We start from the raw sequence: 12,900 nt of genomic DNA, 5'->3' as shown, positions 1-12,900 counted from the left end.
TAAGACTCTCCGCCTCGACGCCCGACGGCAAGCGGGCGCGCGGGCGTCAGGCAGATGCGCCGGACTCGGCCTGAGCCAACTCGCGCTTCCACTCGCGGAACTTCTCTTCGGTACGTCCGCGACGCCAGTACCCGGAGATCGATGCCCAGTCGGCGGGCACTCCGCGTTCCTTACGGACGTACCCGCGCAGGTTGTGCATCACGGCCTGCGCCTCGCCGTGAATGAAAACCTGCGCACGGCCCGGCAGCCACTCCGTCGACTTCACGGCCTCGATCAGCGGAGCGTTGTCCCCTGCCTTGTCGTCTTCTACGGCGTTGGACGGGGCGCCCCGATGCACCCAGGTGACGTCGACAACGGCCAGTGTCTCGAAATAGATCTCGTCCTTGCGGTCAGCGACCTCGACGAACACCTTGGCAATCGCGTCCTCGGGAAGCGATTCGACCGCCGCGGCGATCGCTGGGATCGCGGACTCGTCGCCGGCCAACAGATGCCAGTCCGCCTCGGGCTTCGGACGGTAGGCCCCGTTCGGGCCGTACACACCGATCTGTTCACCAGGCTGCACGCGGGCTGCCCACGGACCGGCAACGCCCTCGTCACCGTGCACGACGAAGTCGATCGCGATCTCGCGCTTCCGAGTGTCGACCGATCGAACCGTGTAGGTCCGGAGCACCTCGTCGTCACCCTGACCGAAGATCAGCTTGACGTAGGAATCGGTGAAGTCGGTCGGCGTGAATGCGTCGAAGCCCGGGTCGCCGAGATAGACCCGATGCATGTGGGGCGTCAAGGCCTCGGTACGGAGGACGGTCAGAACAATTTTCTCGCGTGCCACGTGTTTTCAGCCTTTCCGAGCTGTCTCGTGCTATCGGTGAGTAAGCATTACCTAAATAGGCTACCGGTCCCGGCGTTGTCATGGCCGCACCAGCCGGAACCAGCCGGTGTCGTCACTGGAGACGAAGCCCTCGAGTTCGAGCAGCGGCAACACCGATCGCACCTTCGCGACGGGCACGGACGATGCCTCCGACAACTCCTGCGGCGAGCGCGTTCCTGTCGCGGGCAGCGCTTCGTACACCAGCAAAGCGTTGTCGGACAACGCGTCGAGGTCACGGAACATCGAGGGACGACCCTCTCCGACTTCCCCGGACGGCCCGGCCTCGGCCACGACGTCGTGAGCGTCGGCCACGAGGCGCGCCTCACCTTCGCGAATCATCCGATGACACCCTTTGGACGACGCGGAGGTGACGGGTCCTGGTACCGCCAGTACCGGCTTTCCGAGTCTGTTCGCCCAGGCTGCGGTGTTGCGTGCACCGCTCCTCCACCCCGCTTCGACGACGACGACCGCGGACCCGAAAGCAGCGACGATCCGATTGCGTGAGAGGAAGCGATGGCGAGCCGGGGTGGTACCGGGCCCGTACTCGCTGATGACGGCACCGCTGCCGGCGATCCTCTGCAACAACCTCGAATGCCCCGACGGATACGCACGGTCGACGCCGCAGGCCAGTACGGCGACCGTACTGCCGGACACGCCGAGGGCGGCACGATGCGCAGCTGCGTCGATTCCGAACGCGGCACCCGACACGATGGTCCACCCGTCGACGGCAAGATCGCCGGCGATCTCGGCGGTGACGTGTTCCCCGTATGCCGTTGCCGCTCGGGTGCCGACGATCGCGACGGACCGCTCCACGAGTTCGTCGACGGGTGTGGTGCCGAGGACCCACAACGCACACGGCCCGCACCGATCGGCACCCTCGCTCAGTCCGGCTCCGTCGAACGCCAGCAGTCGCCACATCGGCCATTCCGGATCGTCCGGAGTCACCAACCGTCCGCCCAGTGTGTCCATCAGGTCCAGGTCGGCGGCGGCGGTGTCGACGTGCGATCGCGCGGCGAGCCGCTCACCCAACGCGCCGCCGACGACCGCCGCTCGAGCCTCCTCGGGTCCGGCGGCCAGCGCGAAGTCCAGCAGCGGACGGTGTGGACCCTGCGCCGCCCGAGACAGGTACGCCCAGGCCAGTTTTCGCGGATCGTGCGTACTCACGAGATACCCCTGTCCCTGAAATCCAATGCCGCTCCCACTTCTTCCAGGCCCGGTGCGTCGCTACCTGCAAGATCGCTGAGCGTCCACGACACTCGAAGTGCTCGGTCCGCCCCTCGCGCCGTCAACGAACCGGTGCGGAGAGCACGTTCGAGCGGACGCAGCGCGGCGTTGCTCAACCTGAACTTCTGCCGCAGAGCAGGCCCCGGTACCTCCGCGTTGGTCGTCCATCCGAATTCACGCCATCGCTCCGCTGCGGCGTCTCGCGCACCCGTCACACGTGATCGAACCGCGTCGGTCGACTCGCCCACGTCGTCCACCAACGCACCCGTCGCGACCGCGTGCATCGCGATGCGTAGATCCACCCGATCCATCAGAGGTCCGGACAGTTTTCCGAGATACTTGCGCCGAACCGTCGGTGCGCAGACACAGTCGGCACTTCGGGCAGGTGCACACGGACATGGGTTGGCCGCGAGAATCAGCTGGAACCGGGCGGGGTACCGGGCGACTCCGTCGCGTCGCGCGATCCGGATCTCTCCGTCTTCGAGCGGTGTCCGTAGCGCTTCCAACGTCTTCGCACCCATCTCGGCGCATTCGTCCAGGAACAACACTCCCCTGTGTGCACGGCTGACGGCGCCGGGTTTGGCCATTCCCGTGCCACCGCCGACCAGCGCACTCACGGTGGTCGAGTGGTGAGGTGCGATGAACGGCGGCGCGGTGATCAGCGGCCGATCCCCCGTCAACGTGCCTGCCACCGAGTGGATTGCCGTGACCTCCAGCGACTCCGCATCGGTCAGCGGAGGAAGGATGCCGGGAAGTCGTTGCGCCAGCATCGTTTTGCCGATACCGGGAGGACCGGTCAACATGATGTGGTGCGCACCTGCTGCGGCGACCTCCAGTGCCCACCGCGCCTCCTCCTGCCCGACGACTTCACTCATGTCCGGGTACACGGCATCGTCGCTCGGCACCGACGGAACACCCCGATCGAGCACCGTCTCGCCGCGAAGCCACTCGACGACCTCCTTCAACGACACCGCGCCCAGCACCTCGATGCCCTCGACCAGACCGGCTTCCGCGAGCACGGACGACGGCACGACCACCCGTCGCCACCCGGCCCGTTCGACAGCCATGACCGCGGGAAGTACTCCGCGAACGCCTCGCAGTCGACCGTCCAGCGCCAGCTCCCCCAGAAACACGGCGCTTTCCGACGATCGCGGCGGTATCTGCTTCGCCGCGTCGAGAACTGCCAGAGACAGTGCGAGGTCGTAGACGGATCCGACTTTCGGCAGTGTCGCCGGCGACAACGCCAACACGACTCGTGTGTCCGGCCAGGTCGCACCGGAATTGCTGACCGCGGCCTTCACACGGTCCCTGGATTCGTTCAACGCCGTATCCGGTAGCCCGACGAGGTGAATGCCCGGCAAGCCACGTCCGATGTCTGCTTCGATCTCGACCACTTGCCCGTCCACGCCGCTGACGGCCACCGAGAATGCGCGCCCCAACGCCATCAGAACACCCCGCGCAGATGCGATACCGCGGGATCACACTCGTCGGTCATCACGATCGCGACCACGTCGAACCGGATACGAACCCACGGGCCCCCGCGTTCGTCGAGCCACGCGAGAGCCAACCGTCTGATTCGCTGCTGTTTGGTGTAGGTCACCGACTCTGCGGGAGTCCCGAATCCGATACCCGACCTCGTCTTCACCTCGACGAAGACCGTGACGTCCCCGTCGCGGGCCACGATGTCGAGTTCGCCGTGTCTGCACCGCCAGTTGCGATCGATCAACTCCATCCCGTTGTCGACCAAATGCAGCGCGGCCAAGGCCTCGCCGCGCGCCCCCAATTCCTGATTCGACACTCGTCCCCCTCGCGGTCGTCGGTTCGCCGTGTGGGCAGAACCTGATCGAACGATGCACGAGCGGATGATCGGCAGAACGGTGAATTCCCACGTCGAATTCTGCCCTGTGGAATTCAAGAAGACTGTGGATGAGGCACGGCCCCGCGACCGAAATAGTTCGGATGATGTCGGTCTCGAATGATAGGGGCGAACGCGGCGCCGAACAGCACCCGAACACGACAATGCCCCCGCTGTGCACAGCGGGGGCATCCGAAAGAGACCAGGCAGTGACGCTAGTGTGCGGCCTCGTACGCAGCCTGTACGTCCTGGCTGATTCGTCCGCGGGCACTCACTTCGTGACCGTTCTCCCGCGCCCAGGCTCGGATGTCCTGAAGATCTGCCTTGGCTCGGGAAGAAGACGCAGATCCTTTGCGAGGTTTACGACCGGACACCTTTTCTGCGTGCTCGATCCAGAACGCAAGTTGTTCGTGAAGTTCGTTTGCGTGCTTCAAGTTCAAATCGATCCGGTACTGGTTACCACCGATACCGAATTCGATGGTTTCCCCTTGCCCCTCTTTGATGACCGATCCGTCGACATCATCGATCATTTGGACGAGAGTCTTGCGCGCCATGTCCGAACCTCTAACCGTCAAAGGAATGTGCTGATCGATTCTTTTTACCACCGTGTATCGCCGGTTTCAAAAGAATGAGTGCGATTCACAGCACGGTGTCAGGAAAGAAAAAAGCGGGATCGACGTGCGAATTCCGCTTCGAATTCTTCGATCTGTTGCACCACAACACAATTCGACACCGAACGGAGCTGCACTCGATCTACGAACCGAGTAACTGCCAGGCGACCTGACCTACCACCAAGCACACCGCAGCGACGCCGATCAACTGCGCAACGACCATTACGTTCCGTCGGCGCCGACGGCGGCCGAAGAGGTACACGATGGACGCGAGCACCAGCAACCAGACGGTGACCGACACCGACTGTTCCCGCTACTCGGGCAGCCGGAGGTCCGGCTTTTCGAGTTCCTCGATGTTGACGTCCTTGAACGTGATCACCCGGACGTGCTTGACGAAACGGGCCGGGCGGTACATATCCCACACCCAGGCGTCGGACATACGAAGTTCGAAATAGATCTCACCGTCCGCGTTGTGCGGAATCAGCTCCACCGAATTGGCGAGATAAAAACGTCGTTCGGTTTCGACGACGTAGTTGAATTGCCCGACGATGTCCCGGTACTCCCGGTACAACGAGAGCTCCATCTCGGTTTCGTACTTTTCGAGATCTTCGGCACTCATCGGTTTTCTCTCATCCTCGTTCTTGCTCGGCATCGAACGTTCATCATCGCGCACTCCGTTCGTCCAGGTCCATTCGGCCCAGCACGGACGCAACTGCATCGACACCCTTTTGTGCTGCGGCCACGTTCGCGTAGGACATCCGATGCTCGGCGCACGGGCCGAGCTCGGTCATCGCTGCCGCATGAATCTTCGTGCTGTATCCCTTGTGCACCGCGAAACCGTATCCGGGATAGCGCGAGTCCATGTCGACCATGACTCGATCTCGGGACACTTTGGCCAGGACGCTTGCCGCCGCAATGCAGGCCGCCGTCGCGTCCCCGCCGATCACCGGAAGTGACGGAGCGGGCAGTCCGGGCACCCGGAACCCGTCGGTCAACACGTAACCGGGAGTCGTTCCCAGACCTGCCACGGCGCGACGCATCCCTTCGATGTTGGCGACGTGGACGCCGATCCGATCGATTTCCTCGGCCTCGATGAACACGACGCTCCACGCGAGGGCCAACCGGGTGATCTTGGGGAACAGTTCCTCGCGGCGTTTCTCGGTCAGCTTCTTCGAATCGTTCAGATCGGCCAGCGACGCGTACGGTTTAGGGCCCAGGATGCAGGCCGCAACGGTCAGCGGACCCGCACACGCACCCCTACCCGCCTCGTCGACGCCCGCCACCGGTCCCAGACCGCCTCGATCGAGGGCCGACTCCATCGTCCGCAGGCCCGAGGACCTACGGATGACAGGACGAGGTGGCCACGGCGGGCGGCCACGCGATCGACTGGTACTGACCATCGGTGCTGTCGGCTCACTGCCCCTGGATGTCCGGTGAATCGAGAGTTCCCCAGCGCGAGGGCGGAAGTGCAATGAGGAACGCCTTGCCGATGACGTTGTCGACGGGAACCGTGCCCATCAGCTCGTCGGACACGTGAAACCTGGAGTCCGCGGAGTTGCTGCGATTGTCGCCCATCACCCACAGGTTGCCTTCGGGGACCGTCACCGCAGGAAAGCAGCGACCGGACTTCAACTCGGTGTCACACGTCAACACACCCGGCGTGAACGGGAAATCCATTTGTACGTACGGCTCGTCCAGCGGTTTGCCGTCGACGAGAACCCGTCCCTGATCATCGCAGCACTCGACTGTTTGGCCTCCGGTCGCGATGACTCGTTTGACCAGATCGTTCTCGTCGGGAGCCACTATGCCGATGAGCGAACCCACTTCCTGAGCCCCGCGGACGATCGTGTTGTCCGACCGAGTGGACACGAAGTCGCTGTTCCACGAATCCGGCCCACGGAAGACGACGACATCCCCGGGTTTCGGATCACCGAAGCGGTAGCCGATCTTCTCCACGACGATCCGGTCCCCGGTGCAGCCGGCACAACCGTGCAGCGTCGGCTCCATCGATTCGGACGGAATCAGATACACGCGTGCGATGAAGGTCTGCAGCAGAAAACTCAGGACCAGAGCGACCAGAACGAGAATCGGCAGCTCACGCCAGAACGAACGCTGCTTTTTCTTTTCCTTCCGGGGTGCATTCGGCTCATCGGAGCGCGACTCGGATCGATCGTGTGGATCCTGCGGGGCATCTGACACCGCACCAGATTAACCGCACCCGGTTTTCGTCATCGACCGGTACACCGAAAGCACGACAGCCGCACCACCCCTGACGGGGTAATGCGGCTGTCGTGGAAATACGGCCGGACGCGCTTACGTCAGCGCTTTTCCTTGATCTTGGCGGCCTTGCCACGCAGATCGCGGAGGTAGTACAGCTTGGCGCGACGAACGTCACCGCGGGTGAGGACGTCGATCTGCGCGATGTTGGGGCTGTGGACCGGGAAGGTGCGCTCGACACCGACGCCGAACGACACCTTACGAACGGTGAACGTCTCACGAACGCCACCACCCTGGCGGCGAATCACGACGCCCTTGAAGATCTGCACGCGCTCTTTCGAGCCTTCGATAACCTTGACGTGCACGTTGAGCGTGTCGCCGGGGCGGAAGTCAGGAATGTCGCTGCGCAGCGACTGCTTGTCCAAGAAATCCAGAGTGTTCATCGGTGTGGCCATCCTTGCGTTCTTCGCACGAGTAGAGGAACCGAGCGGTACCGCACGTTCGGACAGAAATCCGACTACACGGAACTCGGCTGGTTCGTACTCCGATTAGGTCTGTGCCTGGTACAGGCAACCCGACCATTGTGCCAGACCACCGACGGTAACGCGAAATCGCCACGGCGACCGCCGGCGGGCAATCCGGTGTCACTCGGTCGGGGCAGGCGCTGCCTGAACGGTCCGATCCAATTCGTCCTCCGTCGCCGCGAGCACGTGGTCGATGCTGGGTTTTCCGGCCACCAGATCCTGCAGGTAGATCTTCGCCCGAATCGCCGGACGACGAATGGTGCGTTCTCTCCGCAACGAGCGTTCCATCTTCCGGGGTCGGCGGGTGTAACGCCACCGCGCCCACGGCGAGCCTGGTCTACCCAGACGAAGTGCCCCCACGAAAAGAATGGGGGCGAAGAACAACCCGATCAGTCCGGTCCAGATCTTCCCCTTCGCCAACACGACGGCGCACAGTGCGAGGTGGGCCATCGCCAGTGCAACGAACCCCGCACGAACCACCGGGTCGGCGTCCGCGCGGATATCGGCGATGTTCAGCAGAGCAAGCGGGTGAAACCCGAGCAGCAACAACCCCGTCCCTGCCACGGCGACGAACACCGCGTCGACGGATGCTCTGCCCTGCTCGGACCAGTAGACGTCCTTCAGATAGAACACCAGCGCGAACTCGTCGAGAACGAGTGCAGCGCCCACACCGAACAGGGCTGCGAGGACGGCTCCGGTCTCCCGAGTGCCGTCCTCGAACACCGCAACCAGCGAGATGCCGGACACGAGCATGAGCACGATCCCGAAGACGACGTGGTGGATGTGCTGTCCGCCGGGAGTGATGTTGCCCGGCCACCACTTCACCTGGGCTCGAATCATCCTGACGCTGAGCCTGATCAGCAGGAAACCGGCAAGGAAGCCGAGAAGGAAGCAGAGCAACGGCAGCCGTCCGTGCGCGACGATCTCGCGATCCAACCAACTCACCGCTGCATCGTGCTCCTCGTGGACGGGCGTGCCACCGGTCGTATGCTACTTACCGAATCCTGCCTTGCGCAGCGCATCGGCCATCGACCCACCGGCAGGCACGGAGGCCTGTCGTCCACCGCGGTTGTCCCGCCGGGGCTGCTGACGACGATCCTGCCCGTCACCACCGCGAGGAGCGCCCCCACCGCGGGAACCACCACCGCGGGGACCACCGGTGCTGCGCGGCTTGTCCTTCGCGGACACACCCGGCTCGTCGTCGAGACGCAGACTCAGCCCGATGCGCTGGCGCGGAATGTCGACCTCCATGACCTTGACCTTCACGACGTCGCCGCTCTTGACGACTTCCCTGGGGTCCTTGACGAAGTTGTGCGACATCGCGGAGACGTGAACGAGCCCGTCCTGGTGCACACCGACGTCGACGAATGCGCCGAACGCCGCGACGTTGGTGACCACGCCCTCCAGGGTCATCCCGGGCTGCAGATCCGCGACCTTCTCGATTCCGGCGGCGAAGGTGGCCGTCTTGAATTCGGGGCGCGGGTCACGGCCGGGCTTCTCGAGTTCGGTGATGATGTCGCTGACGGTCGGGATTCCGAACCGGTCGTCGGCGAAGGTCCGTGGGTCCAGTCCGCGGAGCAGCGACATGTTGCCGATGACCTCGCGTACGCCGACTCCTGCCGAATCGACGATCTTGCGCACTACGGGGTATGCCTCGGGGTGGACACTCGAACGGTCCAGAGGATCGTCCCCGCCGGAGATACGGAGGAAGCCCGCGCACTGCTCGAATGCCTTGGGGCCCAAGCGCGCAACATCCTTCAGCTTGGACCTGCTGGCGAACGGACCGTGTTGATCGCGGTGCGCCACGATACTTTCCGCCAAGGAACCGGCGATGCCGGACACACGGGACAACAGCGGCACCGAAGCCGTGTTGACGTCCACGCCCACCGCGTTCACCGCGTCTTCGACGACGGCACCGAGCGAGCGCGCGAGAAGGGACTCGGAGATGTCGTGCTGATACTGGCCGACACCGATGGATTTGGGATCGATCTTGACCAGCTCGGCCAACGGATCCTGGAGACGACGCGCGATCGACACCGCACCGCGGATGGACACGTCGAGTTCGGGAAGCTCGCTCGATGCGTAGGCCGAAGCGGAGTAGACCGACGCGCCTGCCTCGGACACGACGATCTTGGTCAGACCTGCTGCCGGGTACTTCGCGATCAGCTCCGCGGCCAACGAATCGGTCTCGCGTGACGCAGTGCCGTTACCGATGGCGATGAGCTGCACGGAATGCTTGGCCGCCAACGCTGCCAGGGTGGCCAGAGCCTGATCCCACTTGCCCTGCGGCTTGTGCGGATAGATCGTGTCGTAGTCAACGACCTTTCCGGTGGAATCGACGACGGCGACCTTGGTTCCGGTACGAAACCCCGGGTCGAGCCCCATCGTCGCGCGGTTGCCTGCTGGTGCCGCCAGCAGCAGATCCTTCAGGTTGGAGGCGAACACGTCGACGGCGTCTTTCTCCGCGGACTGACGTAGTCGCATGCGAACGTCGATCGCGAGCGTCACGACGAGCTTGGTTCGCCACGCCCACCGGACGGTGTCGAGCAACCAGCGGTCCGCACGACGACCACGATCCGCGATGCCGAATTTCGCGGCGATTCGACCTTCGTACACCGTCGGGACACCGGGGGCCTGCTCCTCCTGCTCGGGTTCGAGACCGAGCGAGAGCACCTCCTCCTTCTCTCCACGCAGTGCAGCGAGAATGCGGTGCGACGGCAGCGTCGTGAACGGCTCGGAGAATTCGAAGTAGTCGGCGAACTTCGCGCCCTCGTCTTCTTTGCCCTTGCGCACCGTCGACGTCAACTGGCCACGGGTCCACATGAGCTCACGAAGCTCACCGACGAGGTCGGCGTCCTCGGCGAACCGCTCGACCAGAATGGCCCGCGCACCGTCGAGCTGCTCGGTGTCGAACGATGCAGGATCGGTATCCGGGTTCGTGATGAGCGCGTCGGCGACCGGTTCGTGGCCGGCTTCGCGAGCGATCTGAGCCTTGGTGCGCCGCTTCGGCTTGAACGGCAGGTAGATGTCCTCGACGCGGGCTTTGGTCTCGGCCAGCATCAACGACTGTTCGAGCGCCTCGTCCAGTTTTCCCTGCGAGCGAATGGACTCGATGACTGCGTCACGACGCTCGTCGAGCTCACGCAGGTAGCGCAGGCGCTCTTCGAGTTGCCGCAGTTGCGCGTCGTCGAGCATGCCGGTGACTTCCTTGCGGTACCGGGCGATGAACGGGACCGTCGATCCGCCGTCGAGAAGGTCCACCGCTGCGGTGACCTGATCCTCGCGGACGTCGAGTTCCTCGGCTATGCGCTTGTTCACAGTTTTCAGAGCAATCGTCACGGCGCACGACCCTACAGCTAGTGTGGGACATGTTGTTCGACGGACCAGTGTGGGAGAACTCGAGATGTCCAGGCCGATGCAAGTCCTGGCAGTTTCCTGCGCCGCACTCGTCGCCGCGGTAACGGTTCTCTTCTCGGGCTGCAGCGTCCCCGAGGACTCGGCCGTCAGCGGCACTCCGAGCACGAGCGAATCACCGTTTCCCGATACCGAGGTCGTCGACGACCTCGACCTCGACTCCCGCATCCCCGAAGCACTCCGTTCCTCCGCCGAACGTGGCGCAGACGTGGACTTCGCGTTGTTGGATCGCGTAACTGGAGATTACTTCGCCGCGGGGGACACCGAGCAGATCGAGACGGCGTCGGTGTCGAAGCTCTTCATCGCGGACGACGTACTGAAGGGCGCGGAACTGGCAGGCGTACCGGTCGCCGCCGACGACCTGGAGGCAATGACGACGATGCTCGAGTCGTCGGACGACAACGCCGCGAACACCCTCTGGTACAAGTACGGCGCGGGTGACATCGTTACCCGCGTCGCGCAGCGATACGGCCTGACCGCAACGGCGCCGCCGTGGGACGGCCAGTGGTGGAACACGACGACGACGGCCGCCGAACTCGTCCGCTACTACCGTGCGGTGCTCGACGGGTCCGGTGGGCTGTCCCCCGCGTCGACCTCGCTCATGATCGGCCTTCTCCGCGAGTCGACTCCCGTGGCCACCGACGGTTATCACCAGCAGTTCGGCATCGTGGACGGACTTCCCGGTGAGCCGGTGCACGCCATCAAGCAGGGGTGGATGTGTTGCATCGCGGATCGCTGGTTGCATCTGTCCACCGGCACCGTCGGTGTCGACAACCGTTTCGTGGTGGCCTTGATCTCGCGGGAAGAGATCCATTACGAGGACGACATGGATCACTACCCCGATACCGCCGTGGTGGACGTGACCGACGACAGCAGCGCTCAGCATGCGCGCGACACACTCACCGGGTTCGTGACGATGTTGTTCCCCGACGGGAAGGTCGACTGACCCGGGTTCTACAGGTCGGACTGCCCGTTCGAATCGGCGAGCAGATCCGGTCGTCGTTCCCGCGTCCGGGCAAGGGACTGCTCGCGCCTCCACGCCGCGATTCTGGCGTGATCACCGGAGAGCAGAATGTCGGGGACATCGTGCCCTCTCCACGTCACCGGTCGCGTGTAGCTCGGCCCTTCCAAGAACCCGTCGGAGAACGAATCCTCCTGATGCGATTGTTGGTTTCCGAGTACGCCCGGCATCAGTCTCACGACGGCTTCGCTCATGACGAGCACGGCGGCCTCACCGCCGATGAGCACGTAATCGCCGATGCTCACTTCCTCGACGCGTACACGCGTCGAGGCTTCGTCGAAGACCCGTTGGTCGATACCCTCGTAACGTCCGCACGCGAACACCAGATGCTGTTCCCGAGACCATCTTTCGGCTGTGCGCTGCGTGAACGGCACCCCGGCAGGGGTGGGAACGACCAGAAGAGACTCCGGCGTCAGAACGTCGTCGAGCGCATCACCCCACACCGTGGGCTTCATGACCATTCCCGGTCCACCGCCGTACGGAGAATCGTCGACGGCCTTGTGAACGTCGTGGGTCCAGGCGCGCAGATCGTGCACGTCGACGGACACGAGGCCCTTGTCGATCGCCTTGCCCAGCAACGCTGTTCGAAGCGGCTCCAGATACTCCGGGAAGATGGTCACCACGGAGAGGCGCATCACGGCTCCGGATCCAGCAAACCCTCGGGTGGATCGATCACGACACCGTCGGTCAGCGATACGGACGTGACGATCGCCGCGACGAACGGGACCAGAATCTCGGCGCGGGATCCGTCGGCCGGTGAGATCGACAGCAGCTCTCCCGCGGCGGAGTGGAGCACTTCCTTCACCGTCCCGACCTCGGTGCCGTCGACGTGGCGGACCGACAGGCCTTCCAGTTCGTGGTCGTAGAATTCGTCCGGATCGTCGGACGGGGGCAGGTCGTCCGACTCGACGAAGAACAGGGTGCCGCGAAGGGCATCGGCGGCCGTCCGGTCCGCTATGCCCTTCAAGCGCAGCAGAAGCCGCCCGGAGTGTTCCCGGGCGGCTTCCACTGTGAAGGACATCGTGTCGGTTCGGTTACGTGGTGCACGTCCGCGAAGCTCCGAGCCGACGGCGAAGCGGGCATCCGGATCGTCGGTGCGAACCTCGACGACCAGCTCTCCTTTGACGCCGTGCGACTTCGCAACACGACCGACTACGAGTTCCATC

14 protein-coding genes and 1 pseudogene are annotated in these 12,900 nt (G+C 64.1%); 1 reads left to right on the top strand and 14 read right to left on the bottom strand.

Annotation, left to right across the window (positions count from 1 at the left end; genetic code table 11):
* Window positions 1-46: 46 nt before the first annotated feature.
* The 12 genes and pseudogenes from ACFULT_RS13945 to ACFULT_RS13890 form a co-directional block, all read right to left on the bottom strand.
* Window positions 47-829 carry a siderophore-interacting protein gene (locus ACFULT_RS13945; RefSeq protein ID WP_094721816.1) on the bottom strand — a complete coding sequence of 261 codons (783 nt, stop codon included), beginning with the start codon at window positions 827-829 and terminating at the stop codon, window positions 47-49.
* Window positions 830-907: 78 nt separating this feature from the next.
* A complete protein-coding gene (gene dprA, locus ACFULT_RS13940) occupies window positions 908-2,032 on the bottom strand; it encodes a DNA-processing protein DprA (RefSeq protein ID WP_378481727.1) in 1,125 nt (374 codons plus the stop codon).
* The gene (locus ACFULT_RS13935) at window positions 2,029-3,537 is read right to left on the bottom strand and encodes a YifB family Mg chelatase-like AAA ATPase (RefSeq protein WP_378481726.1); all 1,509 of its coding nucleotides are present in this window, start codon (window positions 3,535-3,537) and stop codon (window positions 2,029-2,031) included. Before ACFULT_RS13935 ends, dprA begins: the two co-directional genes overlap by 4 nt.
* On the bottom strand, window positions 3,537-3,890 hold the full coding sequence (locus tag ACFULT_RS13930; RefSeq protein WP_378481725.1) for a YraN family protein: 354 nt from the start codon (window positions 3,888-3,890) through the stop codon (window positions 3,537-3,539). Before ACFULT_RS13930 ends, ACFULT_RS13935 begins: the two co-directional genes overlap by 1 nt.
* 272 nt (window positions 3,891-4,162) lie before the next feature.
* Window positions 4,163-4,501, bottom strand: coding sequence for an Lsr2 family protein (locus ACFULT_RS13925; protein ID WP_037111419.1), 339 nt, complete (start codon window positions 4,499-4,501; stop codon window positions 4,163-4,165).
* Window positions 4,502-4,700: 199 nt separating this feature from the next.
* Entirely contained in the window at window positions 4,701-4,859 is a 159-nt protein-coding gene (locus ACFULT_RS13920) for a Loki-CTERM sorting domain-containing protein (RefSeq protein WP_176460122.1), read from the bottom strand.
* A 12-nt stretch (window positions 4,860-4,871) separates the two neighbouring features.
* Window positions 4,872-5,177 (bottom strand): DUF2469 domain-containing protein, encoded by a 306-nt coding sequence (locus ACFULT_RS13915; protein ID WP_019664254.1) that lies wholly within the window; start codon window positions 5,175-5,177, stop codon window positions 4,872-4,874.
* A gap of 43 nt (window positions 5,178-5,220) precedes the next feature.
* Window positions 5,221-5,958, bottom strand: a complete 738-nt coding sequence (locus ACFULT_RS13910) for a ribonuclease HII (RefSeq protein WP_080733024.1) — start codon at window positions 5,956-5,958, stop codon at window positions 5,221-5,223.
* Window positions 5,959-5,971: 13 nt separating this feature from the next.
* A complete protein-coding gene (gene lepB, locus ACFULT_RS13905; RefSeq protein WP_037111416.1) occupies window positions 5,972-6,757 on the bottom strand; it encodes a signal peptidase I in 786 nt (261 codons plus the stop codon).
* A gap of 119 nt (window positions 6,758-6,876) precedes the next feature.
* Window positions 6,877-7,218, bottom strand: a complete 342-nt coding sequence (gene rplS / locus ACFULT_RS13900) for a 50S ribosomal protein L19 (RefSeq protein ID WP_026347639.1) — start codon at window positions 7,216-7,218, stop codon at window positions 6,877-6,879.
* 106 nt (window positions 7,219-7,324) lie between these two features.
* A pseudogene (locus ACFULT_RS13895) lies at window positions 7,325-8,244 on the bottom strand (hypothetical protein); the annotation flags it as partial.
* A gap of 45 nt (window positions 8,245-8,289) precedes the next feature.
* Entirely contained in the window at window positions 8,290-10,638 is a 2,349-nt protein-coding gene (locus ACFULT_RS13890) for a Tex family protein (protein WP_378481724.1), read from the bottom strand.
* 64 nt (window positions 10,639-10,702) lie between these two features.
* Here ACFULT_RS13890 and ACFULT_RS13885 point away from each other — a divergent pair, with 64 nt between their 5' ends.
* Entirely contained in the window at window positions 10,703-11,659 is a 957-nt protein-coding gene (locus tag ACFULT_RS13885; RefSeq protein WP_378481723.1) for a serine hydrolase, read from the top strand.
* 8 nt (window positions 11,660-11,667) lie between these two features.
* Here the strand turns inward: ACFULT_RS13885 and trmD are convergent, their stop codons facing one another.
* A complete protein-coding gene (gene trmD, locus ACFULT_RS13880) occupies window positions 11,668-12,369 on the bottom strand; it encodes a tRNA (guanosine(37)-N1)-methyltransferase TrmD (RefSeq protein ID WP_378481722.1) in 702 nt (233 codons plus the stop codon).
* Window positions 12,369-12,899 (bottom strand): ribosome maturation factor RimM, encoded by a 531-nt coding sequence (gene rimM / locus ACFULT_RS13875; protein ID WP_378481721.1) that lies wholly within the window; start codon window positions 12,897-12,899, stop codon window positions 12,369-12,371. The genes trmD and rimM overlap by 1 nt, the downstream gene beginning before the upstream one ends.
* Window position 12,900 lies beyond the last annotated feature (1 nt).

The sequence above is a fragment of the Rhodococcus sp. NPDC057297 genome (assembly GCF_042667435.1).
GTDB lineage: Bacteria > Actinomycetota > Actinomycetes > Mycobacteriales > Mycobacteriaceae > Rhodococcoides.
This window is presented reverse-complemented; position numbering and strand designations above follow the sequence as displayed.

Excerpts from the sequence above, each read along its gene's own strand:
- ACFULT_RS13925 (WP_037111419.1), bottom strand. The coding sequence starts at position 4,501 with ATGGCGCGCAAGACTCTCGTCCAAATGATCGATGATGTCGACGGATCG.
- ACFULT_RS13935 (WP_378481726.1), bottom strand. The coding sequence starts at position 3,537 with ATGGCGTTGGGGCGCGCATTCTCGGTGGCCGTCAGCGGCGTGGACGGG.
- ACFULT_RS13915 (WP_019664254.1), bottom strand. The coding sequence starts at position 5,177 with ATGAGTGCCGAAGATCTCGAAAAGTACGAAACCGAGATGGAGCTCTCG.
- ACFULT_RS13885 (WP_378481723.1), top strand. The coding sequence starts at position 10,703 with ATGTCCAGGCCGATGCAAGTCCTGGCAGTTTCCTGCGCCGCACTCGTC.
- trmD (WP_378481722.1), bottom strand. The coding sequence starts at position 12,369 with ATGCGCCTCTCCGTGGTGACCATCTTCCCGGAGTATCTGGAGCCGCTT.
- ACFULT_RS13910 (WP_080733024.1), bottom strand. The coding sequence starts at position 5,958 with ATGGTCAGTACCAGTCGATCGCGTGGCCGCCCGCCGTGGCCACCTCGT.
- rimM (WP_378481721.1), bottom strand. The coding sequence starts at position 12,899 with ATGGAACTCGTAGTCGGTCGTGTTGCGAAGTCGCACGGCGTCAAAGGA.
- rplS (WP_026347639.1), bottom strand. The coding sequence starts at position 7,218 with ATGAACACTCTGGATTTCTTGGACAAGCAGTCGCTGCGCAGCGACATT.